This window comes from Ruegeria sp. YTSC106, from assembly GCF_059609765.1.
This window is the reverse complement of sequence record NZ_JBXWMI010000003.1, coordinates 317557-341993: the sequence shown is the minus strand read 5'-3', so window position 1 is coordinate 341993 and position 24437 is coordinate 317557. Positions and strand designations below refer to the sequence as shown.

Here is a 24437-nt window from a genome sequence, read left to right as displayed (position 1 = left end):
CCCGTTGTGTCGGCAAATCAGCGCTTTGGCCAGAGCGGATGCGGAACCGGGTCTTTGGCACGTAGTAGATACTGGCGGAAAATCTGTGCATAGGAGCGGTATACATAAGCCTCATTGCAGGCCAGGTACCTGTCTTTGCCATCACGATACAACGACGGCAGCCGATACCAAGGCGCGGCTGGGTTCATGTGATGCACAGCATGCAAGTTGTTGTTCAAAAACAGAAATGCCAACGGCCCGCTGTCTTCGATAATCACAGTCCGTGCGCGGGATTTCTCGTGCGCGCGGTGTTCCAGAAACGTGCGGATTTTCAGCAACGCCAGCCCGATATAGGCCGAAATCAGATATACCCAGATCGGCATGGCTGACTGTCCAACGATCCACAGAACCGCCGCCGCGCCGGGTATGTGCAAAGCCCAGGCCAACAGGACAGCCTTGTCGCCGCGCCACAGCCCCCGCCACTCGTCCCGCATAAACAGAACCTGCCCTATGGCCGGACCCAGCACCATCCGCCCCAGAAGCGTGTTGTTCAGCGCCAGCACCGTCTGCACGCCACGCGGCAGCGTCGACCAGATTTCGGGATCCAGGTAGTTGGATTCCGGATCGTCATATGGGTCAGTCAAAGTGGCATCCTGATGATGCGCCAAATGCAGATCGCGAAAGCGGTTATACGGAATGGCCAGGGTCAGCGGCAGTGCCATCAGCGCCTCATTCAGCCACTTGGCGCGAAATGGGTGGCCATGCAGGACTTCGTGCGTCAAAGACGAATGCAGGGCTGCAACAAAGCCCAGAGCCGGAGCCGCCAACCACAGTGACGTGTTTGCCACCCAGAACAGCCCGGCAAGCCAGGCGGCATAGCACCCTACGATCAGGATAAACGTGCCCCATTCGGGTGATTTCGGTGCGGAAGGCTCAGCCATTGCGCCCCCACGAGATTCCCGCCCATAGTCTTTCGTAGATCACGTACAGTGTCAGGCCGATAGCGGTGTTGATCAACGCCAAGGCCCCACCAACCGCGACGGAGCCGGTGGCGACCAGGCCCACCAGCGTCATGGTGGCCAACCCCATGACATTCCACACGATTGCCTTCACGACAGATCTTCGCCGCGTTTCCATTTCGATCCCCATTCTTCTTGCTTTTACAAAGGGGTTACATTTCATTTCTCACGCTGAAAATTCTGAATATGATTAACAAAACTAATCATCTGTGATATTTTTCATCGCATGCAGGAAAACATCGACAAACGCGACCGCGCCGCTCAATTCCGCCTACGCCTTGCCCGCGCGATGGAGGACCGTCACGTCAGCCAAAGCGCGCTTGCGCGCCACATCGGCGTGGACCGTTCGACCGTTTCTCAGTTGTTGACCGGTCATGGCGCGCGTCTTCCCAACGCGCATGTTGTGGGTGGCTGTGCCGCGGCACTGGGTGTCTCGGCTGACTGGTTGCTGAGCCTGTCCGACAGACCGGAAAGCGCGGCAGAGATTTTGGCCAGTTCCCTGTCCTTTACGGAAGCCCCCCGCGCCCTTGTCGATGAGCGGATTTTCGAGTGGCACAAGGAAGCCGCCGGATACAAGATCCGCTATGTCCCGGCCACCCTGCCCGACATGCTCAAGACGCGCGCGGTACTGGAATGGGAATATGCCCCACATCTGGGTCGCACGGCAGATCAGGCCATCGGAGCGTCCGAGGATAGGCTGACCTGGATGCGCAGCGCTCAGTCGGATTACGAAATTGCCATGCCGTTGTACGAGATCGAGAGCTTTGCCAGCGCCACAGGGTATTACCATGGTCTCTGCCCGGATATTCGGCTGGAACAGATCGATCACCTGCTGGCCCTGTGTGAACAACTATATCCCCGGATGCGGATCTATCTGTTTGATGCCAAAAGGTTGTATTCCGCCCCGGTTACGATTTTCGGACCGCTTCTTTGCGTTTTTTATGCCGGAAGTCACTATTTGGCGTTTCGCGACCGGGGTCGGATCGAGACATTTTCACGCCATTTCGACACGTTGGTGCGCGAGGCCGATGTCGCCGCCCGCGATTTCCCGAACCATTTGCGACGGCTCAGAACGGCGGCTTCCCGCAACAGTTGATGCAGCCAGGCGCAACCTGTGCTATCGTCCCTTGGCGCGAACCATCGGGCATTCCGACCACAAACGGAGGACCACAGGAATGGACGCAATTCAAACCGCTCAATACGCACGTGCCCTGTACGCTGCGCACGGAGACCGGGCCGAGGCAGAGGCCGCGCAAAAGATGCGCGAATGCGAAGCTGCCGGAAACCAGAAAGAGGCACAGGATTGGCAGGCGGTCCGCCAGACCATCCGCCAGATCCGTGGCCCAAATCAGGGCTGAGTTACAGTTTCGGGTCGGGATTGACGGTGTGCCCATCCACCGCGATCACCTGCCCCGACACCAGCCGCGCCGCGTCTGAAGCAAGAAAAACGGCCATATTGGCGATATCCTGAGCTTCCACAAAGCGCCCCATTGAAGTGCCAGAGGCATAGCCCTGGTAAACCTCATCGCGGGTCATGCCCTTTGCGGCTGCCTCCCGGGCCAATACGCCTTCCATGCGCGGGCCTTCCACCGCACCCGGACAAATGGCGTTTGCGCGAATACCCAGCGGCCCCAGTTCCATCGCCAGCGTTTTCATCAACCCAATGATCGCCCATTTGGCCGACGCATAAGGCGCACGATACGGATAGCCGTACTGACCGGCGGTGGAGGAGGTCAGAATGATGCTGCCCGCCCGCGCCGACTTCATCATCGGCGCGGCGTACTTGGCGGCCAGAAAGGCCCCGTCCAGATTGACCGCGACACAGGCGCGCCATCCATCCAGATCGATATCCTCGATCGCGTTTGTCGGCCCGGCGATCCCGGCATTTGCGCACAGAACGTCCAACCCACCGGCCGCCCCGACAGCTTGAAACATAGCGTTCATGTCGGTCTCATTTGTTACATCAGCCCTGTGCGCCACCCAATGGTCGGGCAAGGCATCCAGAGCTGACGGGTCAATATCCGTCACCCAGACATCATAACCGGCGGCGTCAAACGCCGCGGCCATGGCCCGACCGACACCCGATGCCCCGGCTGTTACCAATACGCGCCGGGTCATGAGGGCTTCCGAATGGCGGCCCCCGCCCCTTCAGGGTAATGCAAACCGGCCTGTGCCTTGGCAATCCGCGCCATCGCTGCTTCGATCTTGGGCGACGGCGGACTGGGGCGGCGGGTTTCAAGACTGACATGCAGCAGGAAACTCTCGCCCGTGGCCAACAGCTTGTCGCCTTCACACATGCTGTGAAAGACATGCAGCTTCTTGCCCTGCCCCAGCAGCATCTGCGTGCGCACGTCGATCTTTGCCCCTGCATGGACCTCGTCGATGTAACGGATGTGGTTTTCAGCGGTGAAATAACTGCCACCCGACGCGATATAATCCATATCGCAGCCGATGATCTCCATGAAACGGTCCGTGGCGGCGGCAAAAGCTTCCAGATACTTGGCCTCGTTCATGTGGCCGTTGTAATCCGTCCAGTCCAGCGGAACGGCACGGGACAGGGTCAGGATCGGCTGGCTCAGATCCGCCTGATCCAGTGTAGGCAAGGCACCCGGCTTCAACAGCGCATCATGCTGGTTCAGCACCGCCCCCGCACCATAGTTCTGCGCCTTGAGGGCCCGCATCATGCCCACAAGGTTGTTGTCGCGAATGCGTTCCAGTTCTCGGATCGAATGCATCCCAGATTGCGCGTCTGACTGATCGGCGATCAGGTCGACCAGTTCATCGGTGAATTCCGGCACGTCCATCAGCTTGGTCCAGGGCCATTTCAAGGCTGGCCCGAACTGAGCCATGAAATGCCGCATCCCCGCTTCACCTCCGGCCACACGGTACGTTTCGAACAATCCCATCTGCGCCCAGCGGATGCCAAAGCCCATTCGGATCGCTTCGTCGATCTCTTCGGTGGTGGCGATGCCGTCCTTGACCAGCCACAACGCCTCGCGCCAGACGGCTTCCAGAAAGCGGTCGGCGATATGCGCGTCGATCTCTTTCTTGACATGCAGCGGGAAGAAACCAACCGAGGTCAGCAGTTTCCTGGCCTGTTCAACCATCTCCGGTGGGTTTCTGTCGGTCGGCACCAGCTCGATCAGCGGCAGCAGATAGACTGGGTTGAATGGGTGCGTCACGACGATCTGTTCCGGGCGCAAGGCACCGTGCTGAAGCTCGGATGGTTTGAACCCGCTGGTCGAGGATCCGATAATCGCAGCCGGGTCACAAGCCTCCTGCAAGCCCTTGTAAACCTTCAGCTTCAAGTCCAGCCGCTCTGGCACGCTTTCTTGGATCCACGTCGCGCCCTGTACGGCGTCGGCCATGTCGTCATGAAAGCTCAGCGTGCCTTCGGGTGGCAACGGAACGTCGCTCAACCCCGGCAAGGATCGGCGCGCATTGTCCAGCACTTCGCCTATTTTGCGTTCCGCTTCGGGGTCCGGGTCGAACACCCGAACGTTCCAGCCATTGAGCAGGAACCGCGCGGCCCATCCGCCGCCAATGACACCGCCCCCGATAATTGCTGCCGTCTTTGTCATGCTGTCCTCTAATCGATACAGATTACGCGCGCGCGCCCAGCCTCATCCAGATGCGAAATGCATCCGAATTGCGGTGTCACTGCGCTGCATTGTTTGGTTACTGACAGGCAGAATCCTGCGCAGTCAGAGGCTTTTTCGCAAGAGCTTCCAGCGTCGGACAACGGTTCAAAGCAGATAAACTGCCGTATCCGACCGCCCATCTCATAGCTTCCCCCCTTGGCTTCGCATTCCTTGCGGGCCAAGGGGTCTTCCGCAGTCTGTGCCACCCCAACCCGGGGCAGACACACGGCCAGAACCGTCGCGCAGATTACAACCGCCGATCGCATTGCTCTCTTCCTTTTGCTGGCACGCCTGCGCTTTCCGGTCATGGGCAACGGACGCAGGCAGTCAACCCTTTGGGGCCCGCTTCACCAGCCCCAGCTTCTCGCGGACTTCTTGCGGCCCGATCACCCGCGCGCCCATGTTTTCGATAATGGTTCCGGCACGTTCAACCAGTTGCCAGTTCTCGGCCAGAACGCCCTTCTCCAACCACAGGTTATCTTCCAGACCAACGCGTACGTTGCCGCCCGCCAGAACCGAAGCCGCAACAAACGGCATCTCATTCCGCCCCAGCGAAAACGCACTGAAGGTCCAGTCATCCGGCACATTGTTCACCATCGCCATAAAGGTGTTCAGATCATCCGGTGCGCCCCACGGGACCCCCATGCACAGCTGCACCAGGGCGTTAGGGTCCAGAATCCCTTCCTTTACCAGTTGCTTGGCAAACCACAGATGGCCGGTGTCAAACGCCTCGATCTCGGGCTTAACGCCGAGGCCTGTCATCATCTGTCCCATCGCGCGCAACGCGCCGGGCGTGTTGGTCATGACATAATCGGCCTCGGCAAAGTTCATAGTGCCGCAGTCCAGAGTGCAGATCTCGGGCAGGCACTCGGCGATATGGGCCACACGTTCGGTCGCACCAACCAGATCGGTTCCGGCCGCTGCCAATGGCAGCGGGTTTTCGATACCGCCGAACACCATATCTCCACCCATGCCAGCTGTCAGGTTCAGCACTGCATCCACCTCGGCATCCCGAATGCGATCGGTCACTTCACGATACAGCGCCAGATCGCGCGACGGCGCACCTGTTTCAGGGTCGCGCACATGGCAGTGCACAACAGCCGCGCCCGCCTTTGCGGCGGCAATCGCACTGTCGGCAATTTGCTTCGGCGAACGTGGCACATGAGGGCTGCGATCCTGCGTCCCGCCCGAGCCGGTCACGGCGCAGGTGATGAAGACTTCGCGGTTCATTTCCAGAGGCATGGCGTTTTCCCCAAGTTATACCCGGTTTTGCCTTGAGTTTTCCCCAGGCTTCTCCCCGGATTCCGATTTGCGTTCTGACCCGACTCTGGCGCAGCTTTGGGAAAACCACTTGGCAGAATGCGAATCAAACTTGATGCAATCCGCAAAAAACATATTACAACCCGAACATCGGGCCCTGAAAACGGCTGTGCTGGTGCTGGATGAATGCAACACGCTCAGCTTCGCCTCGGCGGTCGATCCAATGCGCGCTGCCAACCGTCTGGCAGACAGGCCCGCCTTTGACTGGGACTATGTGACTTCGACATCGGAACCCGCGATGCTGACCAGCGCCCTGCAAGTACCCGGCATCCCGCTCGCCCGTCTGCAAGGCTGCGACCTTATGATCGTGGTCGCAGGTTTCCAACTGGCCCGTCACGCCACCCCAAGCCTGCTGGCCGGCCTGCGCCGCATTGCCGGTACCGGCGCGACCATGGCCGGGATTGACGGCGGCCCCTGGCTGCTGGCTGAGGCCGGGCTGCTGGACGGTCACTCTGCGACGACCCACTGGGAAGACCTGGAAAACTTCGCCACTCGTTTCCCCGACGTCGATGTGCGCCCCGACCGCTTTACTGTCTCGGACGGTCGCCTGACCTCGGGCGGCGCGATTCCCGCTGTCGAGATGATGCTGCACATCATCGCCGCCCGCCATGGCGCGGGTTTCGCATCCCGTGTTTCGGGCCTGTTCCTCTATGATGGCGCGCCGGACCCCGGCACACCGCAAAGCCGCACCGGCGTACCACACCGCCACACGGCGCTGACGGCCAAGGCAAACTCGCTGATGCAGGCGTCGCTGGATGACCCCCTGCCACTGGCCCATATCGCAGACCAGCTGGGCACCAGCCCACGCACTCTGCAACAACAGTTCCGCCTGCGCCTGAACACCACGCCCCAGGACCATTATCTGCAACTGCGTCTGGCCGAGGCCCGCCGTCTGGTCACCGACACCGACCTTCCACTGATGGATGTCGCGCTGGCTACCGGTTTTGCTTCACAATCCAGTTTCGCCCGCGCTTTCCGCACCGCGCACGGTCAATCTGCCCGCGACCTGAGGCAAGAGCGCGCGCACCCCACGCATCACTGACCGGATCCAACTTCATCTGGCCAGAAATATCCCGGGGCAGGCGCGCGCAGCGTGCCGGGGGCAGATCCCCTGTACCTCAGTACGGCATTGGATGCGCCCTATGGACTTGGTCCAGTTCGGCCAGAACCTCGTTTGACAAAGACAAATCCGCGCCCGCCAGAACATGCGCCAACTGTTCCACCGTGGTTGCGCCAAAGATGGCCGACATCATGAACGGCCGCGAGCGGCACCAGGCCAGCGCCATATGCGTTGGATCCAGGCCATGTCGCGCGGCCACATCCAGATAAGCCGCTACCGCATCAAACACCCGGTCAGACTTGCGCCCGCCCAATTCAGGCGAAAGCGACATACGCGAACCGCCCGGTACGGCCCCGCCTTGGTATTTTCCGGTCAACAGTCCGGTACCCAGGGGTGAGAACGCCATCAGGCCGACATCCTCATGTACGCTCAGCTCGGCCATGTCGGTATCGAACAGGCGGCACAGTAACGAATATTCGTTTTGCACGGACGCCACACGCGGTGTGCCCGTCTGTTCGGCCAATCTCAACCACTGCGCCGTACCCCACGCGCTTTCATTCGACAGACCAAAGGCGCGGATATTGCCTTTGTCGACCTGAACCTGCAATGCCTCCAGACAGTCCTGCATATTGTCCAAAACGTCTGCAGTATCGTGTCCCGAAGGCGCATAATCCCAGTTTTGGCGGAACATATAGCTGCCGCGATTGGGCCAGTGGAACTGGTAGAGATCGATGTAATCCGTCTGCAACCGCCGCAAAGACCCTTCGATGGCCTCGGGAATGGTCTTGGCTGTGATCGGCGCACCGTCACGAACATATGACAACCCCTCACCCGAATGCTTGGTCGCCAGTACGAAATCCGCCCGGCGCGACGAATTTGCAGCGTTCCAGTTTCCAAGAATTTCTTCGGTACGACCAATTGTCTCTTTGGCAACAGGATTCACCGGATACATCTCTGCGGCATCCACAAAGTTGATCCCCGTGTCCAGCGCCATATCCATCTGCCGGTGCGCATCCGGTTCCGAGGTCTGCGACCCGAACGTCATCGTCCCGAGGCAAAGATCGCTCACGAAAATTCCGGTACGGCCCAAAGGCTTCATCTGCATCCTCAAATCTCCTGATAAATGGCACAGCCCGTCAGGCTTCGGCCTTCTTTTCCCACCGCCCGGATTCTTCCGACCAGTATTGCGCGGCGCATCCGGCGCCGGTCAGCGTCTTCCACTGCCCGCGTGCGTGCTGCACAGCCATGTCGTCATTGCCGTCGAACAGAATGCAGACCCGCTCCAGAGCCGACACCTCTTCGGGTTCAACCGGCGCGCCGTCCACTGCCATAACGCAATCCGCGTCGTTTTTGGCCTCGGCGCTGGTGGTCAGCAGAATCGGCTGCTCGGCGTCATGTGGGCCACCTTCGCGACCATGCGGCAGGAATCCGTCCTCGGGGCCCAACCAAAGCTTTTCATCCAGCCAGTCCATCCGCGCGGGATCGGTGCCCCGCACGGCAATCTTCCACCCGGCCTGCCGCGCCTTGTCCAGCAGCACAGGCAAGGTGTGCTCCAGCGGCTGGCGGGTCAGATGGTAGAAATAGACAGCACCCATTTGATTACTCGAAATTGTCCTGAACGAAGCGGCTCAGCGCGCGAACGCCCCAGCCCGTGGCACCTTTGGGTGCATAAGTCGTCTCGGACGCCACCGAGGCCACACCAGCAATATCCAAGTGAATCCAGGGGGTTTCCTCTTTCACGAAACGTTGCAGAAACTGTGCCGCCGTGATCGAGCCCGCCGGACGTCCACCGATGTTCTTCATGTCGGCGATGCGCGATTTGAGCAGCTTGTCATAGCCATCGCCCAACGGCAGCCGCCACGCGCCTTCGTCCTCGGCCTTCGCCGATTTCAAAAATGCATCGCAGAAGGTGTCATTGTTCGAGAACACACCAGCATTCTCATGCCCCAGCCCGATGATCACCGCACCGGTCAGCGTTGCCAGATCGATCATACCCACAGGTTTGAACCGCTCCTGCGCGTACCACATCACGTCACACAGAACCAAACGGCCTTCGGCATCGGTGTTTATGATCTCGACCGTATCGCCCTTCATCGACTTGACCACATCGCCCGGCCGGGTGGCATTGCCCGAAGGCATGTTTTCGACCAGACCGACAAGGCCCACCACATTGGCTTTGGCTTTACGCTTGGCCAGCGCGCGCATGGTGCCCGCGACAACGCCCGCGCCGCCCATATCCATGGTCATCTCTTCCATGCCACCCGAAGGCTTGAGCGAAATGCCACCTGTATCGAAAACCACGCCCTTACCGACCAGTGCCAAGGGCGCATCGTCCTTTTCGCCGCCCTTCCAGTGCATCACAACGACTTTGGAAGGGCTGACAGAGCCTTGCCCGACGCTCAGCAATGTACGCATGCCCAGCTCTGCCAGCTCGTCCTCTTCCAGAACTTCGACCTCAAGGCCCAGCTCCTGCATCTCGACAAGACGATCGGCGAATTCCGTGGTCGTCAGAATGTTTGCAGGTTCGTTGGTCAGATCGCGCGTCATCCGCACACCGTCGGCAATCGCATAAAGCGGTGCAAACTCGGCTTCGGCTTCTGTGGGTTTCGCATGGCTGATCGTGATCGAACCGCTGCCTTCGCTGTCTTTGGTTTTATGCGCGTCAAAATCATAGCTGCGCAGCGCCATGCCAAGGGCCAGGTTTTCGCTCTGCGCCTGATTGCCGACCATCACCAGCATATCCGTGCGACCCGCGGACTTGGCCAAAGCCGCTCCGGCCTTGCGTGCCTCGTCGGCTTCAGGGCGGCGGGGCAATACAACAATGTCCAGCGCCTCGGCCACCATCCCTGCGGGCCAGGCCAACGAGATCACATCGCCAGTCTTGGATTTCCCGAATTTCTCACTTTCGACAAGTCGCGCCACGGCGCCTTTCGTCAGGCGATTGGCCCGGCGGGCCGCGGGGTTCATTTTTCCGTCTGACGGAATGATGATAGCCACCCGCCCCTCGGCCTCCGCCATCGCATCCAGATCAAACTCCTGAAAGCGGATCGGTATCAGACTGCTCATTGCAAACTCCTTAAATTCTGTTCCCCAAGACCTAGCCCGCGCTGCTCGACTTGACCAGATAGCAGTTTTCCCCGCGTTTCAATTGCAGTAAGGTCCCGAAAAAATAACCGGCAGGCTCGGGGGAGAAAGACGTGACACGAGAGGGCAGGCATACGCCGTCGCGCAGGAGGACATGCATGCGCGATTTCGGCCCGAATCCCGGCGTAACAGGCCTGGCGGGGGCGCGCTTGTGATCCTCGACCGCTATTTCGCGCGCCGCTTTCTACAGAGCTTTCTGGTCATCGGCGGCATTTTTCTGACCTTGATGATTCTCATCGATCTGATCGAACAGATCCGCCGATTTGACGAAGTCGACCTGTCGTTCGGCCAATTGCTGCACCTGACGCTGCTGAACACTCCTGCTGCCATCAGTGAAATGCTGCCTCTGCTGGTCATTCTGTCCACCATTGCCTTGTTCGTCGGGCTGGCACGTACGTCTGAGCTTGTTGTGACCCGCGCCACTGGTCGCTCGGGTATCCGCGCGTTGGTTGCGCCAGCGACGCTGGCGCTGATCATTGGCGCGCTGGCGGTCGCATTGTTGAACCCCATCGCTGCGGCCACATCCGAAAAATTCCAACGCCTGTCTGATTCTTATCGCAACAACGGCAGTTCAGCCCTTTCGATCAGCAGCGAAGGCCTTTGGCTGCGTCAATCGGCGGAAAACGGTCAGGCCGTTATCCACGCCCGGGGTACCTCGAATGGGGAAACACTTGGTCTCGACGACGTGACCATCATCACCTTCGCGCGAGACGGCAAACCCACCCAGCAGATCGTCGCCGACAGGGCCGTGCTGGAAGACGGAAACTGGGTCCTGTCCCAGGCCAAAATCTGGAATTTGCGGGATGGGCAGAACCCCGAAACCAATTCGGTGGAGCATGAACGGCTGGAGTTGCCAACCTCACTGACCCGACAGCGAATTCTGGACACGCTGGGGCAACAGGATTCGGTATCTGTTTATGACTTGCCGCAATTGATCAAGGACCTGCGCGAAGCCGGGTTTTCGACCAAGCAGTATGAAGTCTGGTTGCAGGTGCAACTGGCCCGGCCCTTTTTTCTGGTCTCGATGGTCCTGATCGGGGCCGCTTTCACCATGCGCCACGTTCGGTTTGGCGGCACCGGAATTGCCGTGCTGACTGCCGTTCTGCTTGGCTTTGCCATCTACTTCGTCCGCAACTTTGCACAAATCCTTGGGGAAAACGGACAATTGCCCACCTATATCGCTGCCTGGGCGCCGCCCTTTGCAGCCATCTTGTTGTCTCTTGGCCTGCTTCTTCACGCGGAGGACGGCTGATGCGGAGTATGATTTCCCTGCTGCTGACCAGCGCAATCGCGTTAACGGTTCCTGCCGGACTGGCGGCACAAACCAACCCGACTGAGCCTGACCCGCAAGCTGCACAATCACAGGCCGAGCCCGCCCTTCTGGTTGCCGACAAGGTTTTCATAACACCTGAGCGGAAACTGGTGGCCGAAGGCAATGTCGAAGCCTTTCAGGGCGATACCAAACTGTCGGCCCAACGCATCACCTATGACCGGGAAACGGGCGAGCTGACACTGGAAGGCCCCATTCGTATTGATCAGGGTGGCCAATCGACCCTTCTGGCCGATTCCGGCCAGCTGGACAGCGGTATCCAGAACGGCCTGCTGATCGGTGCTCGGATGGTTTTCGATCAACAAACCCAGATCGCCTCGGTACAGGCGAAACGAGCCGCGGGCCGCTATACCCAGTTCAGCAAGGTCACGGCCACCTCCTGCCATGTGTGCACCAACGGTAAACCTCCGCTTTGGCAGATCCGGGCCCGCAAGGTCACCCATGACCAGTTGGAACGGCAATTGTACTTCGAAGGCGCGCAGCTTCGGGTACTTGATTATCCGGTATTCTATTTCCCCTATCTGCGCTTGCCGGACCCGACTTTGGATCGCGCGACCGGCTTTCTGGTGCCGTCGATCCGCAGCACCTCGCAACTGGGAACGGGGGTCCAGGTTCCCTATTTCTTCAAGCTGGGGGACCACAAGGATCTGACCTTGACGCCGTACTTGTCGGCCAAGACCACGACGCTGGGATATCGGTATCGTCAGGCGTTCGTGAATGGGCGCATTCAGATTGAAGGTGCCTATACCCGTGATGACATCCAGCCCGACCAGGATCGCGGCTATCTGTTCGCCGGAGGTTGGTTCAACCTGAAGAACGATTTCCGGCTGACCTTCGATTTGCAAACCACCTCGGACGACGCCTATCTGGCTGACTATGGACTGCCGGACCTGGACCGCTTGCGCAGTGAAGTCGTGCTGGAACGGATCAAACGCGATACCGCGTTCAAAACAAGCCTTATTCATTACAAAACACTGCGCGACAGCGAAAATCAGGACGAAATCCCATCACGCGTCTTCGACCTGAACTATGAAAAGCGATTCTTCCCCGGCGCACTTGGCGGCGAGGTGCGGCTGGCCTTTATCGGCCACGCCCATGAGCGCACCAGCGACGCGGATATCGTCGGCCGCGACATAGCACGGGCAACTTTTGACGCCGAATGGCTTCGAAGCTGGACGTTTGCATCGGGCCTGCGTGCCGACGCGACGCTGGGCGCATCGGTGGATACGTTCAACATCCGTCATGACAGCAACTTTCCCAGCAATGTGACCCGCTCGACCCCGCGCGCGGCGTTGACGCTTCGCTATCCGATGACCCGCCGCGAAAAGACCGGCGCTGTTCAGCTTCTGGAACCGATCGCGCAGATCGGATGGACCCATGTCTCGGACACCGATGTGCCAGATGACGAAAGCACGTTTCAGGAATTCGATCAGGGTAACCTGCTGGCCCTGTCTCGCTTCCCTGCCGAAGATCAGCGCGAAGACGGTGCCACCGGGGTCATCGGCCTGAACTGGGCACGCTATGGTGCGGGCGGACAGCAAGCCCTGGCAACAGTGGGTCAGGTGTTTCGGGCGGATGCCGACCCGAATTTCACCCTGACATCCGGGTTGCAGGGCACCACTTCCGACCTGCTGGTGGCGGGACAAATCACCACGGCCAATGGCTGGTCGCTTGGTGGGCGCGGTCTGATCGACAACGATTTCAGTTTCGTCAAAGCTGAATTACGAGGTGCCTGGGCCTCCGAATTTGCCGGCCTGTCCGGAAGCTATATCTGGCAAGAACCGGATCCGGCGGAAAACATAGCGGATGAAATCTCGGAAATCTGGCTTCTGGGCCGCTACCAGGTCGACCAGAACTGGCTTACTAATGCCGAGGCACGTTATGATCTGAACCAATCAGAACCAATCCGGCTGGGTCTTGGCGTAACCTACCAGAATGAATGTGTTCAGGTTAACATGTCCGTAAGCAGACGCTTTACTTCAACATCCACTATTGAGCCTTCGACAGAATTCGGCTTTACCCTATCGCTGACAGGATACGCCCTTGAAGGCGGTGGTAACACATACAAGAGAAAATGCAGTTGATATCAGGTTTCTCCAGGTTTCTTCGTTCCGGTTGGCACAAACCGGTCGCGCCGGCGCTGGCCGCCGTTTTCCTCGCTTTTTCAGCGCCGCAGGTCAGCGCCCAGAGTTTGTTCTCGCCAGCGATCCGCGTGAATCAGGACATCGTCACCTGGTACGAGCTGGAACAACGCCTGCAATTCCTGAATGTTCTGGGTCTGCCCGGCGGCAGTGAAGCTGACGTCAGGGAAGCCCTGATCGAAGAAAAACTGCGCAAACAGGCCATGCGCGAAGCAGGCGTCGAAGCAGCACCGGAAGCTGTTCAACTGGGTATCGACGAGTTCGCCTCGCGCGGGCAATTGTCCACCGAACAGTTCCTGCAACTTTTGGGTGAGGCGGGCGTCGACCCGGAAACTGTCCGTGATTATGTTGCGGATCAGCTGGCCTGGCGCGACTATATCAGTTCGCGCTACCTGTCACAGGCCCGCCCGACCGAAGACGAGATTGATCGCGCGCTGGGACAGACCGGTGGCGGCGGCCTTCAGGTCTTGCTGTCCGAGATCATCATCCCGGTGAACCCGCAAACTGTGGCACAGACCGAATTGCTGGCGGAAGAAATCTCGCGACTTGAGAGTATCGAAGCGTTTTCAGCCGCTGCGGCGCAATATTCCGGAGCGGCAACCCGCAACGACGGGGGACGTCTGGACTGGCTGAATATCTCCAACCTGCCTCCTGCTCTGCAGCCGGTTATTCTTGGGCTCCAGAACGGTGAGATCACCGATCCCATCAGTTTGCCAAACGCCGTTGCCTTGTTTCAGTTGCGGGGATTGCGAGAGGTTGCGACGGCTGCCCCCGCTATCTCCAAACTTGATTATGCGGCCTATTACCTGCCAGGCGGTCGCGGTTCCGAGACCCTGTCGCGGGCTGCCGCCCTGCGGGAAGAGATCGACACCTGCGATGACTTGTATGGGATCGCCAAGGATCAACCCGTCGAAGTTCTGGACCGTATCGAAGCCAGCCCGTCTGAAGTACCGCGCGACATCGCCGTGGAGCTGGCAAAGCTGGATCGCAACGAGGTGTCAACAAACCTGACCCGCAACAACGGACAGACGCTGGTGTTCTTGATGCTGTGCAACCGCACCCGCGATCTGGGCGAAAACACCTCGCGGGCAGATGTAGCGAATGCACTGGCACAACAGCGGCTACAGGCCTTTGCGGCCAGCCTGGTAGAGCAGCTGCGGGCTGACGCCACCATTGTTCAGGAATGACTCGCCCGATTGCGCTCAGCTGCGGTGAACCGGCCGGGATCGGCCCTGAAATCGCAGCCAAGGCGTGGGCCGAGCTACGCCAAACCTGCCCGCTTTTCTTTATTGGCGACGCCAGCCACCTGCCCGCTGGCACACCGGTTGCGAAAATCGAAACCCCTTCAGAAGCTCTTGAAGTCTGCGATCAGGCCTTACCAGTCCTGCACCTGAACTTTCCTGCCGCAAACGTGCCTGGTCAGCCGGACCCCGCCAATGCACCATCGGTGATCGATGCCATCGAAACCGGCGTCGACCTGGTAAAAGCCGGAGCAGCAGCGGCACTGTGCACCGCACCTATTCACAAAAAGGCACTGATCGACGGCGCCGGGTTTACCTATCCCGGCCACACCGAGTTTCTGGCTGCGCTGACGGGCACCCGCCGGGTTGTCATGATGCTGGCCAGCGACCAGTTGCGGGTTGTCCCGACAACAATCCACATTCCCCTGTCACAGGTTCCTGCTGCGCTGACGCCGGACCTGCTGCGCGAGACGATCGAAATCACCGCGCGCGGCCTGCGCGACCAGTTTGGTATACCGCACCCCCGCATCGCCATAGCAGGGCTGAACCCCCATGCCGGCGAAGGCGGTAAAATGGGCAGCGAGGAGCTTGACTGGATCGCTCCAATGTTGGCGGATCTGAATCCGAAAGGTGCAACCCTGACTGGCCCGCACCCTGCGGATACGTTGTTCCATGCTGCTGCACGTGCCCGCTATGACGCGGCAATCGCAATGTATCATGATCAGGCCCTGATCCCGATCAAGACGCTGGATTTCGACCGGGGCGTGAACGTCACCTTGGGGCTGCCATTCATCCGCACGTCGCCGGATCACGGCACCGCATTGGATATCGCCGGGAAAGGCATCGCCACCCCGACCAGCATGATCGAAGCCCTGAAACTCGCCCAACGCATGGCACAAGGCTCTTGATCCTTCACCTGGCTGAAAATATCCCCGCCGGAGGCAATAAATTTCTGGCGCTGCCCCTGCGGCCTGCGTCACGGTAATCGGATCATGAGTGCAATCGACAATCTCCCCCCTCTGCGCGAGGTCATCGCCACACATCAACTCTCGGCGCGCAAATCGTTGGGTCAGAACTTCCTGCTGGACCTCAACCTGACCGCCAAAATCGCCCGTCAGGCTGGCGATCTTGCGGACTGCGATGTACTGGAAATCGGCCCCGGTCCTGGTGGCCTCACCCGAGGGCTTCTGTCGGAAGGCGCGCGCAAGGTCGTCGCGGTTGAAAAAGATACCCGCTGCATCGCCGCCCTGAACGATATCGCCGCCGCCTATCCCGGAAGACTGGATGTCATCAACGGCGACGCGCTCCAGATCAACCCGCTCGAACACCTGAACCCGCCAATCCGCATCGCGGCCAACCTTCCATACAACGTCGGTACCGAACTGCTGGTGCGCTGGCTGACGCCCCCGGAATGGCCGCCGTTCTGGCAGAGCCTGACGCTGATGTTCCAACGCGAAGTGGCCGAACGCATCGTGGCGCAACCCGGCAGCAAGGCGTATGGCCGCCTCGCCATCCTTGCCCAATGGCGGGCCGAGGCGCGCATCGCCATGTCCCTGCCCCCCGGAGCCTTCACCCCGCCGCCCAAGGTCTCAAGCGCGGTGGTTCATCTGACCGCCCTGCCCGAGCCCCGCTATCCCGCCGATGCTGCGACCTTGTCGCGTGTAGTGGCTTCTGCCTTCAACCAACGCCGCAAGATGCTGCGTGCGTCCCTGAAAGGCGTCGCCCCTGATATCGAAGACCGCCTGCTGGCGGCAGGTATCCAACCCACTGAACGCGCCGAGCAGGTTCCGCTTGAAGCATTCTGTGCCCTGGCGCGCGAAATCAAGAAACCCTGACCACAAGAAAAGCCCCGAGGCTTGACCTCGGGGCTTTTCAATTTCTGATGCCGGTTTTATTCAGCCGCTTCCGGTGCGTCGCCATCCGTTTTGGGCGCATCTTCGGTCGCTGGCGCCGGCTTGGGCTTGCGCGCCCGCGGTTTGCGAGCAGGCTTTTCCTTCTTCTCCGGTGCCGGCGCTTCGGCCCCTTTGCTTTCCGGTGTCTCGACCAAACCGCTTTCCGGAGCAGTCTCAGGCGCGGCGAAATCCATCACGTCGGGCTGCGGAGCCTCGGCAGGATCGGCCTGACGGGCCGCTTCGCGTTCCTGTCGTTCGGCGCGCTCACGATCACGCTCGGCCTGGCGTTCGCGATTCTGGCGCTCCTGCTCTTCGCGGCGCGCGTCAATCTCGCGCTGCGCCTCACTCAGCATGCGCAGATAGTGTTCCGCATGCTGCTGGAAGTTTTCCGCAGCGACGCGGTCGTTTGACAACTGAGCGTCACGCGCCAGCTGATTATATTTATCAATGATCTGCTGTGGCGTGCCACGCACTTTGCCTTCAGGACCCGAGCTGTCAAAAACCCGGTTTACGACGTTACCGCCGGAAGGACGATTGCGGTTATTCTTGGCCCGCGAGCGGGATTTGGAAGATCTCATCTTACTTTACGTCAGCCTTATCAATGCGCTGTCGCTCAACCCGCTTTTTGCACTGCTCTAAGGCGTTTGCTGTGACGGGACGTCGACTTTTTGGGCTTGGCGTCAGGGGTGCGCTGCAACAGCGTCAACCTCGCCGACTATTCCTGAGTAAACATGTCCTGACCGTCCAGACAAGAGGAATTTCGAATTTTCTCAAGCTTTTTTATTCAGGGTAGCATTTTTTTGGCCTCAAATAGCCGTTTCAACCCGGCATCTTTGCGCCGACAACCCGATCACGCCCGTCCAGATCGGGGATCACGCGGATATCCGCCAAACCCGCCGCATCAAACAAAGCAGACACCAGATTTGCCTGTGTCGGGCCAATTTCCACAAGTATTCGCCCGCCTGGCAACAGAAAATCCGGGGCCGAAGCTGCTATGTGTCGATACGCGCCCAGCCCGTCTCCTTCATCGGTCAGCGCCATGCGCGGCTCATGTTCCCGTACTTCGGGCGACAGCTCCTCCATCTCCGACATGGAAATATACGGCGGGTTGGAGACAATCAGGTCAAACTTGCCCTCAATGTTTTCAAACCAATCTGACTGCACGATCTCGATCCGCCCCTGTACCTTGTGGTGTACTGCATTGGCGCTGGCCTGAAGGCAGGCGGCTTCGCTCAGGTCGGTCCCAAGGCCCGAAGCGCTGGTGCGTTCCGCAAGCAGTGTAACCAGAATACAGCCCGACCCGACCCCCAGGTCCAAAACATGGTCAAAGGGTTCACTCAGTGCGGCCTCGATCAGGGTTTCAGTCTCGGGGCGCGGATCCAGAACATCCGAACTGACGCGAAACCAGCGCCCATAGAACTCACGCTCGCCCAGCAGATGAGACACCGGCACCCGAACGGCGCGCAGGGAAACCAACTGGTCATAGCGTTCCGCGATTTCGGGCTGCAATTCTTCCGGGGCGATCAGCGTTACCCGGCTGGCTTCAATCCGTGCGGCATGGGCCAACAACAGGCGCGCATCCCGCGCCGGGTCATCCACGCCAGCGGCCCTTAAGCGCGCAGTGGCGGCCACCATGGCCTGCGCAGCTGTCTGCAACCCCGTCATTGCGCCATCTCGGCCAGCAACCGGGCCTGATCGTCCGCCGTCAGGGCGTCAATCACTTCGTCCAGGTCACCCTGCATCACCTGATCCAGTTTGTAGAGCGTCAGGTTGATCCGGTGATCCGTCATCCGACCCTGCGGAAAGTTATAGGTGCGAATGCGTTCCGAACGATCCCCCGATCCCACCTGGCTGGCGCGATCCGCTGAGCGTTCGCTGTCGATCCGCTGACGTTCGAGGTCATAAAGCCGCGTCTTCAGCACCTGCATGGCGATCTCGCGGTTGCGATGCTGGGACTTCTCGGAACTTGTTACCACCAAGCCCGTCGGAATATGCGTGATCCGCACCGCCGAGTCGGTGGTGTTCACGTGCTGCCCGCCTGCGCCGGAACTGCGCATCGTGTCGATACGGATGTCATTGGCGTCTATCTGGATGTCAACATCCTCGGCCTCGGGCAAAACCGCCACGGTCGCCGCAGAGGTATGAATCCGCCCGCCGCTTTCGGTTTCGGGCACGCGCTGCACGCGGTGCACGCCGGATTCGTATTTCAGCCGGGCAAAGACGTTGTCGCCCTTGATATGAGCCACCACCTCTTTGATCCCGCCCAGATCAGAAGCCTGTTCTTCGATGATCTCGAACTGCCACCCGTGGGCCTCGGCATAGCGTTGATACATACGCAATAGATCGCCCGCGAACAAAGCGGCCTCGTCCCCGCCGGTACCGGGGCGAATTTCCAGCATCGCCGGCCGCGCATCCGCCGCATCCTTCGGCAGCAGCGCCAGTTGCAGCGCGTGTTCCGCCTCGGGGATGCGCGATTGAAGGTCCGGTATTTCCTCTTCGGCCAGTTCCTTCATGTCGGGGTCGGCCAGCATCGCCTTGGCCTCAGCCAGATCTGCCACCAGCTGGCGCCAGGCCATGATCTGATCGACCACGGGTTTGAGGTCGGAATATTCCTTGGCCAACGCCGCAATATCGCCGCCCGATGCGCCATCCGCCATGGCTGCTTCGAGGTATTGGAAACGCTGGGTGATCTGTTCAAGTCGTTCTTCGGGGATCATCCCGGCGGTGTCTATCATCCGGGGGCTTTGGTCAAGGGCCACGTCATGCTAAGCTTGCTGTCATGAAACGGATTTTGCTTGCCCTTTTGCTGACGTCCACGCCGGTTTTCGCCGATTACGTAGGCCCCGACGGCAAGACCCGCGATTGCTATTGCACCGATACGTCCGGGTCCCGCATCGAACTGGGTGAGATGATCTGCCTGCAAGTCGACGGCCGTATGTTCACCGCGCAATGTCAGATGTCTTTGAATGTACCGATGTGGCGCGAGGTGCAGGAGGGATGTTTGTCGTCCGGGTTGCAGAGCGCACCGAGTGATCACACAGAACCGGATGAGGCGTCCTGAACACCGGTAAAACGGTTACATCTTCCCCAACCACCCATCAACCCGTGCCTTGTTCACCCCGAAATCCCTGCGACCGAACCGCAAACGGCCATGGATGCGCTGCGTGTCGCCGTCCTGCTGAACAGTGGTATAGTCGGGAAAACCGATCCATTTCGTGCGGGTGACATAGGTGATCATCCCCTCATCGACCGAACCTGCCAATACCGAGGTTCGCGGCGTGGCGCGGGCGATCAGGTCAAGGCGATGCAACCCGTCCGGTCCGGTTTCAACAACGCGCAGAACGCCACTTGGCAAATCCTGATCAACCTCTGCAACAGGTGCCACATGCCATCGGGCGGGATTTGACGGGGCCAGCCGAATGTAAGCCCCCAGCCCAAGCACCAGCGCGATCACCGCCCACAGAACCATTCTTTTCATCCCGCTTTACCCTCTTGCAGAAAACCTATGCGGATCAAGCGCCGGGGCAAGCCGTTCCGGGCCGGTTTACCGTGACGTCACACCCGGCAGGATGCACAGCATCTCATAGATCAGGTTAGCTGCCGTCAGGGCCGTATTGCCGGAAGGGTCATACGGAGGTGAGACCTCGACCAGGTCACAACCCACCACATTAACGCCCTGCAAAGCGTGGATCAGTTGCAACGCCTGCGGCGTGGTCAGCCCTGCAATCTCTGGCGTACCTGTGCCCGGTGCAAAAGCCGGATCCAGGCTGTCGATGTCATAGGTGACATAAACCGGATGATCCCCGATGATCTTGCGGATCTGAGAGCCGATCTGAGTCAGGTTCTGCTGCCACAACTCCCAGGCCGGGAACTGGCGGAAGCCCCAATCCCTGGCCTCGGTGAAATCCGAAGCCGCGTAGCCCGATCCGCGAATGCCGATCTGAAAGGTCTTGTCGGGGACAATCAGCCCCTCTTCAAAGGCGCGGCGGAAGACGGTTCCGTGGGTCTCTTTCTCGCCGAACATCTCGTCATTCACATCCGCATGGGCATCCACATGCACCAAGGCCACGGGCCCATGCTTTGCCGCAATGGCCCGCAGGATCGGGAGGGTGATCGAATGATCGCCCCCCATCGCCACGGGGATCACATTCTTAGCCAGAATTGCATCATAGCTTTCCCTGATGATCCTCAGGCTGTCTGCCAGCGAGAAGGTGTTGATCGCCAGATCCCCGATGTCAGCGATTTGCAAGCTGTCGAACGGAGCCGCCGAGGTAGCCATGTTGTAGGGCCTTATCATCGCGCTTTCGCTGCGGATCTGTTTGGGTCCGAACCGGGTGCCCGATCGCCACGAGGTGCCGATATCCATCGGAATTCCCAGAACCGCCACATCCAGCCCCGCCAGCGAGGCTGCCTGGGGCAGGCGCATAAACGTATTCGGCCCCGAAAATCGCGCCAGATCATTGCCGCTGACCGGTTGATTGAATTCAGTCATGCGCGTTTTCCCATCCCTTCAACTCACGTTACCCAGCACATACCGGAAGTATGGCTAACCAATGGTTAACACCTGTCCAAAAGGGTTTGTTCCTTGGTCTTTACCAGCTTGTTCCACCCCAACAGGCAGACTATCTGCGTTGCCACATGAGCACCCGCAATCGCGGTCGCGCCCGAGGTGTCATAGGGCGGAGAAACCTCGACCACATCGCCACCCTTGATGTTGATCCCGGCGATGTCGCGCAGGATGATCTGTGCTTGAATCGAGCTGAGCCCACCCCAGACCGGCGTCCCCGTACCCGGTGCAAAGGCCGGGTCCAGCCCGTCGATATCAAAGCTGAGGTAAACGGGGCTGTCGCCAAGAATACCCTTGATCTTCTGCGCTACGGCGGCAGGGCCGGATTCATAAACCTCGCGCGCATCGATAATGTTGACGCCCAGCGTGTCCTCGTTTGTGGTGCGGATGCCCACCTGGACTGAGCGTTTCGGGTCCACGATCCCCGACTTCACCGCCTTGTAGAACATGGTGCCATGGTCCACCCGGCTCATGTCGTCATCGGCCCAGGTATCGGTATGCGCATCGAACTGCAACAGCGACATCGGCCCGTATTTCTCGGCATAGGCCTTGAGGATCGGAAAGCTGATATAGTGATCGCCTCCCAACGTAACCGAGGCCACATCCGCCGCCAGAATGGTGCGGATATGGTCGGTCAGCGTGTCGGGAAAGGCGGGGATGTTGGCATAGTCATAGGCCATGTCGCCGTAATCGATGATCGCCAGCTCGCTGAGCGCATCGAACGGCCAGCCATAGGGCGCATCGGGCGACTGCAGCGCGCTGGCCTCGCGGATCGCGCGTGGGCCAAGGCGGGTGCCCGGGCGGTTGGTCACCGCCTGATCGAATGGCACGCCGGTCACGGCGATGTCCGCGCCGGTCAGATCCTTGGTATACAGCCGCCGCAGAAACGAGGTCGCCCCGCCAAAGGTATTTTCGTAAGACAGCCCTTTGAGGTCCGGGTTGGTGAATGCCTCATCCACCTGATTTTTTGCGTCTTCCAGTGCCATTTCATTACCTCATCAGCCCAAGGGCTGTGCTTTTTCCGCGATCCGCGCGAAGAACGAAGCACCTACCGGCGCGATATCATCGTTAAAGTTGTATTTCGGGTGATGCAGCCCGGCACCATCACCCTGACCCAGGAACAGATAGGCCCCTGGTCGCGACTGCAGCATGTACGAAAAATCCTCGGCCCCCATTTCGCGCCCCATTGTGTCGACCACCCGCTCAGGCCCCGACACTTCGCGCGCGACGTCTGCGGCAAAGGCTGCCTTTTCAGCATCGTTGATCGTGGCCGGGTATCCCTCCTGATACTCCAGCCGTGCCTCGACACCGTATGAAGCCGCCTGCCCCTGCACGATCTGTTTCATCCGCTCCATCACCATCTTCTGTACAGATGGATCAAAGGTCCGCACGGTTCCGTTCAAATAGGCAGTATCAGGGATCACGTTGTTAACCGTTCCTGCATGGATCTGAGTGACCGAAACAACCAGATCTTCCACCGCATGGTGATTGCGGCTGACAATGGTCTGGATCGCTTGTGCAATGCCGCAGGCCGCCATGACCGGGTCGCGGGTCTGATGCGGCATGGCGCCATGGCCGCCGACGCCTTGGATATGAATCTCGAACGTATCCACCGCCGCCATGATCGGCCCCGGCGTGGTATAGAAGGCACCTTCCGGGTTCCCCGGGTCATTGTGGATTCCATAGACCTGAGAAATGTCAAACCGTTCCATGATGCCTTCTTCGACCATCACGCCAGCGCCACCGCCTTCTTCCTCGGCAGGCTGAAAGATCAACGCGACACGGCCACTGAAATTGCGTGTCTCGGCCAGATACCGCGCCGCGCCCAATAGCATTGTGGTATGCCCGTCATGCCCGCAGGCGTGCATCTTGCCGGGGTTCTTTGATGCATATTCGACGCCTGTTTCCTCGGTAATCGGCAACGCATCCATGTCGGCGCGCAGACCGATCGTCGGCCCATCACCCTGCCCGTTGATGATCGCGACCATCCCGGTCTTTGCGATCCCTTCATGCAATTCATCGACCCCGAACTCACGTAGACGCTCGGCCACAAACGCGGCAGTCTCAAAGCACTCGAATTCCAATTCGGGTATCGTATGCAGATATTGGCGCCATCTGGTCATATCGGCAGTGAAATCGGCAATTCGGTTGACGACGGGCATCTGGGGTGGACTCCTGATCGGGACTGCGGGATGGATGCATCTGACACCGGAATGAAAGGGTTCGCAATGGCCGAAAATCCTCTGATCCATGACAGTGACGCCGGTATCGAGCGTCTGCTGGAAATCATGCGCCGATTGCGTGATCCCCAAACCGGCTGCCCTTGGGATATCGAACAGGATTTCGCCACCATCGCGCCCTATACGATCGAAGAGGCCTATGAGGTCGCCGACGCTATCGAGCGCGAGGCTTGGGACGAGTTGAAGGGAGAGCTGGGCGACCTGCTGTTCCAGTCGGTCTTTCACGCACAAATGGCTGAAGAGGCTGGGCATTTCACCTTTCAGGACGTGGTGCGCACCATGTCGGACAAGATGGTCAACCGCCACCCGCATGTCTTTGGCGACGAATCCCGCGACAAGACCGCCGATCAGCAAACCTTGGATTGGGAAACGATCAAGGCGGCTGAACGTTCTGGCAAAGAACAGAAAGGCGCGCTGGACGGTGTAGCCGCCAACCTGCCTGCCCTGTTGCGTGCCCATAAGCTGCAAAAACGTGCCGCGCGCGTGGGGTTCGACTGGCCCGATGCAAGCCATGTGCTGGCCAAGATCACCGAAGAAGCCGCCGAACTGGAAGAAGCGCGTGACAAGATGGATGCCGACGCGCTTGAGGATGAATTCGGTGATCTGCTCTTTGTCATGGTCAATCTGGGTCGCCATCTGGGCATCGAACCCGAAGCCGCCCTGCGTCGCACCAATGCCAAGTTCACTCGTCGCTTTGAAAAAGTCGAGGCACGGCTGGCCAAACGGGGCAAGACCCCATCGCAAAGCGATCTGGCCGAGATGGACGCGCTCTGGGACGAGGTCAAAATCGAAGAGCATCGTGCCAACGGCAAACTCCCGCCGGTGGACGCCATGGCAGCCCCCAGAAACGGGTAGACAAGCCA

General features: G+C 59.7%; 26 protein-coding genes. 10 read left to right on the top strand and 16 right to left on the bottom strand.

Going from position 1 to position 24437, the window contains the following annotated elements; all coding sequences use genetic code 11:
• Nucleotides 1-17: 17 nt before the first annotated feature.
• Together AC2FEB_RS06120 and AC2FEB_RS06115 are read right to left on the bottom strand one after the other, a co-directional pair.
• The gene (locus AC2FEB_RS06120; protein ID WP_496671073.1) at nt 18-920 is read right to left on the bottom strand and encodes a fatty acid desaturase; all 903 of its coding nucleotides are present in this window, start codon (nt 918-920) and stop codon (nt 18-20) included.
• Nucleotides 913-1116 (bottom strand): DUF2061 domain-containing protein, encoded by a 204-nt coding sequence (locus tag AC2FEB_RS06115; protein ID WP_496671623.1) that lies wholly within the window; start codon nt 1114-1116, stop codon nt 913-915. Before AC2FEB_RS06115 ends, AC2FEB_RS06120 begins: the two co-directional genes overlap by 8 nt.
• 108 nt (nt 1117-1224) lie before the next feature.
• On the opposite strand from AC2FEB_RS06115, the gene AC2FEB_RS06110 reads away from it, so the two are divergent.
• Both AC2FEB_RS06110 and AC2FEB_RS06105 read left to right on the top strand, forming a co-directional pair.
• Entirely contained in the window at nt 1225-2094 is an 870-nt protein-coding gene (locus AC2FEB_RS06110; protein ID WP_496671076.1) for a helix-turn-helix domain-containing protein, read from the top strand.
• Between the two features lie 79 nt (nt 2095-2173).
• A complete protein-coding gene (locus AC2FEB_RS06105; protein ID WP_117868740.1) occupies nt 2174-2356 on the top strand; it encodes a hypothetical protein in 183 nt (60 codons plus the stop codon).
• A gap of 1 nt (nt 2357) precedes the next feature.
• Here the strand turns inward: AC2FEB_RS06105 and AC2FEB_RS06100 are convergent, their stop codons facing one another.
• The 4 genes from AC2FEB_RS06100 to bcoG form a co-directional block, all read right to left on the bottom strand.
• A complete protein-coding gene (locus AC2FEB_RS06100) occupies nt 2358-3116 on the bottom strand; it encodes an SDR family oxidoreductase (protein WP_496671079.1) in 759 nt (252 codons plus the stop codon).
• Complete coding sequence (locus AC2FEB_RS06095; protein ID WP_496883911.1) at nt 3113-4579, bottom strand: carnitine 3-dehydrogenase; 1467 nt, start codon at nt 4577-4579, stop codon at nt 3113-3115. Before AC2FEB_RS06095 ends, AC2FEB_RS06100 begins: the two co-directional genes overlap by 4 nt.
• Nucleotides 4580-4587: 8 nt before the next feature.
• The gene (locus tag AC2FEB_RS06090) at nt 4588-4905 is read right to left on the bottom strand and encodes a hypothetical protein (protein WP_496671085.1); all 318 of its coding nucleotides are present in this window, start codon (nt 4903-4905) and stop codon (nt 4588-4590) included.
• Nucleotides 4906-4966: 61 nt separating this feature from the next.
• Entirely contained in the window at nt 4967-5881 is a 915-nt protein-coding gene (bcoG, locus tag AC2FEB_RS06085; protein ID WP_496883910.1) for a 3-dehydrocarnitine:acetyl-CoA trimethylamine transferase BcoG, read from the bottom strand.
• A 133-nt stretch (nt 5882-6014) separates the two neighbouring features.
• On the opposite strand from bcoG, the gene AC2FEB_RS06080 reads away from it, so the two are divergent.
• Entirely contained in the window at nt 6015-7001 is a 987-nt protein-coding gene (locus tag AC2FEB_RS06080) for a GlxA family transcriptional regulator (protein ID WP_496671091.1), read from the top strand.
• A 76-nt stretch (nt 7002-7077) separates the two neighbouring features.
• On the opposite strand, the gene AC2FEB_RS06075 is transcribed toward AC2FEB_RS06080, so the two are convergent.
• From AC2FEB_RS06075 to AC2FEB_RS06065, 3 genes are read right to left on the bottom strand one after another with little or no spacing between them, the layout of a single operon-like run.
• Nucleotides 7078-8124, bottom strand: coding sequence for an aldo/keto reductase (locus AC2FEB_RS06075; RefSeq protein ID WP_496671094.1), 1047 nt, complete (start codon nt 8122-8124; stop codon nt 7078-7080).
• Between the two features lie 31 nt (nt 8125-8155).
• On the bottom strand, nt 8156-8614 hold the full coding sequence (locus tag AC2FEB_RS06070) for a DNA polymerase III subunit chi (protein WP_496671097.1): 459 nt from the start codon (nt 8612-8614) through the stop codon (nt 8156-8158).
• Between the two features lie 4 nt (nt 8615-8618).
• Nucleotides 8619-10085: a leucyl aminopeptidase gene (locus tag AC2FEB_RS06065; RefSeq protein WP_496671099.1), complete on the bottom strand. Its 1467-nt coding sequence runs from the start codon at nt 10083-10085 to the stop codon at nt 8619-8621.
• 229 nt (nt 10086-10314) lie between these two features.
• Between AC2FEB_RS06065 and lptG the strand changes: the two genes are divergently transcribed.
• From lptG to rsmA, 5 genes are all read left to right on the top strand, one after another.
• Complete coding sequence (gene lptG / locus AC2FEB_RS06060; protein ID WP_117872719.1) at nt 10315-11415, top strand: LPS export ABC transporter permease LptG; 1101 nt, start codon at nt 10315-10317, stop codon at nt 11413-11415.
• Entirely contained in the window at nt 11415-13577 is a 2163-nt protein-coding gene (locus AC2FEB_RS06055; RefSeq protein WP_496883909.1) for an LPS-assembly protein LptD, read from the top strand. The genes lptG and AC2FEB_RS06055 overlap by 1 nt, the downstream gene beginning before the upstream one ends.
• Entirely contained in the window at nt 13568-14821 is a 1254-nt protein-coding gene (locus AC2FEB_RS06050; protein ID WP_496671102.1) for a peptidylprolyl isomerase, read from the top strand. Before AC2FEB_RS06055 ends, AC2FEB_RS06050 begins: the two co-directional genes overlap by 10 nt.
• Nucleotides 14818-15783 (top strand): 4-hydroxythreonine-4-phosphate dehydrogenase PdxA, encoded by a 966-nt coding sequence (gene pdxA / locus AC2FEB_RS06045; protein WP_496671105.1) that lies wholly within the window; start codon nt 14818-14820, stop codon nt 15781-15783. Before AC2FEB_RS06050 ends, pdxA begins: the two co-directional genes overlap by 4 nt.
• 84 nt (nt 15784-15867) lie before the next feature.
• Nucleotides 15868-16710: a 16S rRNA (adenine(1518)-N(6)/adenine(1519)-N(6))-dimethyltransferase RsmA gene (gene rsmA / locus AC2FEB_RS06040; protein WP_496671108.1), complete on the top strand. Its 843-nt coding sequence runs from the start codon at nt 15868-15870 to the stop codon at nt 16708-16710.
• 56 nt (nt 16711-16766) lie between these two features.
• Here the strand turns inward: rsmA and AC2FEB_RS06035 are convergent, their stop codons facing one another.
• The 3 genes from AC2FEB_RS06035 to prfA all read right to left on the bottom strand — a co-directional run bounded on the left by AC2FEB_RS06035 (nt 16767) and on the right by prfA (nt 19484).
• Nucleotides 16767-17345, bottom strand: a complete 579-nt coding sequence (locus AC2FEB_RS06035; protein WP_117868728.1) for a DUF4167 domain-containing protein — start codon at nt 17343-17345, stop codon at nt 16767-16769.
• Between the two features lie 241 nt (nt 17346-17586).
• Nucleotides 17587-18432, bottom strand: a complete 846-nt coding sequence (gene prmC, locus AC2FEB_RS06030) for a peptide chain release factor N(5)-glutamine methyltransferase (RefSeq protein WP_496671111.1) — start codon at nt 18430-18432, stop codon at nt 17587-17589.
• Nucleotides 18429-19484 carry a peptide chain release factor 1 gene (gene prfA / locus AC2FEB_RS06025; protein ID WP_496671627.1) on the bottom strand — a complete coding sequence of 352 codons (1056 nt, stop codon included), beginning with the start codon at nt 19482-19484 and terminating at the stop codon, nt 18429-18431. The genes prmC and prfA overlap by 4 nt, the downstream gene beginning before the upstream one ends.
• 62 nt (nt 19485-19546) lie before the next feature.
• Between prfA and AC2FEB_RS06020 the strand changes: the two genes are divergently transcribed.
• The gene (locus AC2FEB_RS06020) at nt 19547-19828 is read left to right on the top strand and encodes a hypothetical protein (RefSeq protein WP_496671114.1); all 282 of its coding nucleotides are present in this window, start codon (nt 19547-19549) and stop codon (nt 19826-19828) included.
• Nucleotides 19829-19843: 15 nt separating this feature from the next.
• Here AC2FEB_RS06020 and AC2FEB_RS06015 read toward each other — a convergent pair whose 3' ends face one another.
• The 4 genes from AC2FEB_RS06015 to AC2FEB_RS06000 all read right to left on the bottom strand — a co-directional run bounded on the left by AC2FEB_RS06015 (nt 19844) and on the right by AC2FEB_RS06000 (nt 23496).
• Complete coding sequence (locus AC2FEB_RS06015; RefSeq protein WP_496671116.1) at nt 19844-20245, bottom strand: DUF1499 domain-containing protein; 402 nt, start codon at nt 20243-20245, stop codon at nt 19844-19846.
• A gap of 66 nt (nt 20246-20311) precedes the next feature.
• Nucleotides 20312-21259: an agmatinase gene (speB, locus tag AC2FEB_RS06010; RefSeq protein WP_117868725.1), complete on the bottom strand. Its 948-nt coding sequence runs from the start codon at nt 21257-21259 to the stop codon at nt 20312-20314.
• A gap of 65 nt (nt 21260-21324) precedes the next feature.
• On the bottom strand, nt 21325-22320 hold the full coding sequence (speB, locus tag AC2FEB_RS06005; protein WP_496671119.1) for an agmatinase: 996 nt from the start codon (nt 22318-22320) through the stop codon (nt 21325-21327).
• A gap of 12 nt (nt 22321-22332) precedes the next feature.
• Nucleotides 22333-23496 carry a M20 aminoacylase family protein gene (locus tag AC2FEB_RS06000; RefSeq protein WP_496883908.1) on the bottom strand — a complete coding sequence of 388 codons (1164 nt, stop codon included), beginning with the start codon at nt 23494-23496 and terminating at the stop codon, nt 22333-22335.
• A 66-nt stretch (nt 23497-23562) separates the two neighbouring features.
• On the opposite strand from AC2FEB_RS06000, the gene mazG reads away from it, so the two are divergent.
• Nucleotides 23563-24429, top strand: coding sequence for a nucleoside triphosphate pyrophosphohydrolase (gene mazG / locus AC2FEB_RS05995; RefSeq protein WP_496883918.1), 867 nt, complete (start codon nt 23563-23565; stop codon nt 24427-24429).
• Nucleotides 24430-24437: the final 8 nt, after the last annotated feature.

Coding starts and splice junctions, on each gene's coding strand:
- speB (WP_117868725.1), bottom strand. CDS start 21,259: ATGACTGAATTCAATCAACCGGTCAGCGGCAATGATCTGGCGCGATTT.
- AC2FEB_RS06115 (WP_496671623.1), bottom strand. CDS start 1,116: ATGGAAACGCGGCGAAGATCTGTCGTGAAGGCAATCGTGTGGAATGTC.
- rsmA (WP_496671108.1), top strand. CDS start 15,868: ATGAGTGCAATCGACAATCTCCCCCCTCTGCGCGAGGTCATCGCCACA.
- AC2FEB_RS06015 (WP_496671116.1), bottom strand. CDS start 20,245: ATGAAAAGAATGGTTCTGTGGGCGGTGATCGCGCTGGTGCTTGGGCTG.
- AC2FEB_RS06100 (WP_496671079.1), bottom strand. CDS start 3,116: ATGACCCGGCGCGTATTGGTAACAGCCGGGGCATCGGGTGTCGGTCGG.
- AC2FEB_RS06020 (WP_496671114.1), top strand. CDS start 19,547: ATGAAACGGATTTTGCTTGCCCTTTTGCTGACGTCCACGCCGGTTTTC.
- AC2FEB_RS06050 (WP_496671102.1), top strand. CDS start 13,568: ATGCAGTTGATATCAGGTTTCTCCAGGTTTCTTCGTTCCGGTTGGCAC.
- AC2FEB_RS06075 (WP_496671094.1), bottom strand. CDS start 8,124: ATGCAGATGAAGCCTTTGGGCCGTACCGGAATTTTCGTGAGCGATCTT.
- AC2FEB_RS06070 (WP_496671097.1), bottom strand. CDS start 8,614: ATGGGTGCTGTCTATTTCTACCATCTGACCCGCCAGCCGCTGGAGCAC.
- mazG (WP_496883918.1), top strand. CDS start 23,563: ATGGCCGAAAATCCTCTGATCCATGACAGTGACGCCGGTATCGAGCGT.
- AC2FEB_RS06000 (WP_496883908.1), bottom strand. CDS start 23,496: ATGCCCGTCGTCAACCGAATTGCCGATTTCACTGCCGATATGACCAGA.
- pdxA (WP_496671105.1), top strand. CDS start 14,818: ATGACTCGCCCGATTGCGCTCAGCTGCGGTGAACCGGCCGGGATCGGC.
- prmC (WP_496671111.1), bottom strand. CDS start 18,432: ATGACGGGGTTGCAGACAGCTGCGCAGGCCATGGTGGCCGCCACTGCG.
- AC2FEB_RS06080 (WP_496671091.1), top strand. CDS start 6,015: ATGCAATCCGCAAAAAACATATTACAACCCGAACATCGGGCCCTGAAA.
- AC2FEB_RS06090 (WP_496671085.1), bottom strand. CDS start 4,905: ATGCGATCGGCGGTTGTAATCTGCGCGACGGTTCTGGCCGTGTGTCTG.
- AC2FEB_RS06095 (WP_496883911.1), bottom strand. CDS start 4,579: ATGACAAAGACGGCAGCAATTATCGGGGGCGGTGTCATTGGCGGCGGA.
- AC2FEB_RS06120 (WP_496671073.1), bottom strand. CDS start 920: ATGGCTGAGCCTTCCGCACCGAAATCACCCGAATGGGGCACGTTTATC.
- AC2FEB_RS06055 (WP_496883909.1), top strand. CDS start 11,415: ATGCGGAGTATGATTTCCCTGCTGCTGACCAGCGCAATCGCGTTAACG.
- bcoG (WP_496883910.1), bottom strand. CDS start 5,881: ATGCCTCTGGAAATGAACCGCGAAGTCTTCATCACCTGCGCCGTGACC.
- AC2FEB_RS06105 (WP_117868740.1), top strand. CDS start 2,174: ATGGACGCAATTCAAACCGCTCAATACGCACGTGCCCTGTACGCTGCG.
- AC2FEB_RS06065 (WP_496671099.1), bottom strand. CDS start 10,085: ATGAGCAGTCTGATACCGATCCGCTTTCAGGAGTTTGATCTGGATGCG.
- speB (WP_496671119.1), bottom strand. CDS start 22,320: ATGGCACTGGAAGACGCAAAAAATCAGGTGGATGAGGCATTCACCAAC.
- AC2FEB_RS06035 (WP_117868728.1), bottom strand. CDS start 17,345: ATGAGATCTTCCAAATCCCGCTCGCGGGCCAAGAATAACCGCAATCGT.
- prfA (WP_496671627.1), bottom strand. CDS start 19,484: ATGATCCCCGAAGAACGACTTGAACAGATCACCCAGCGTTTCCAATAC.
- AC2FEB_RS06110 (WP_496671076.1), top strand. CDS start 1,225: ATGCAGGAAAACATCGACAAACGCGACCGCGCCGCTCAATTCCGCCTA.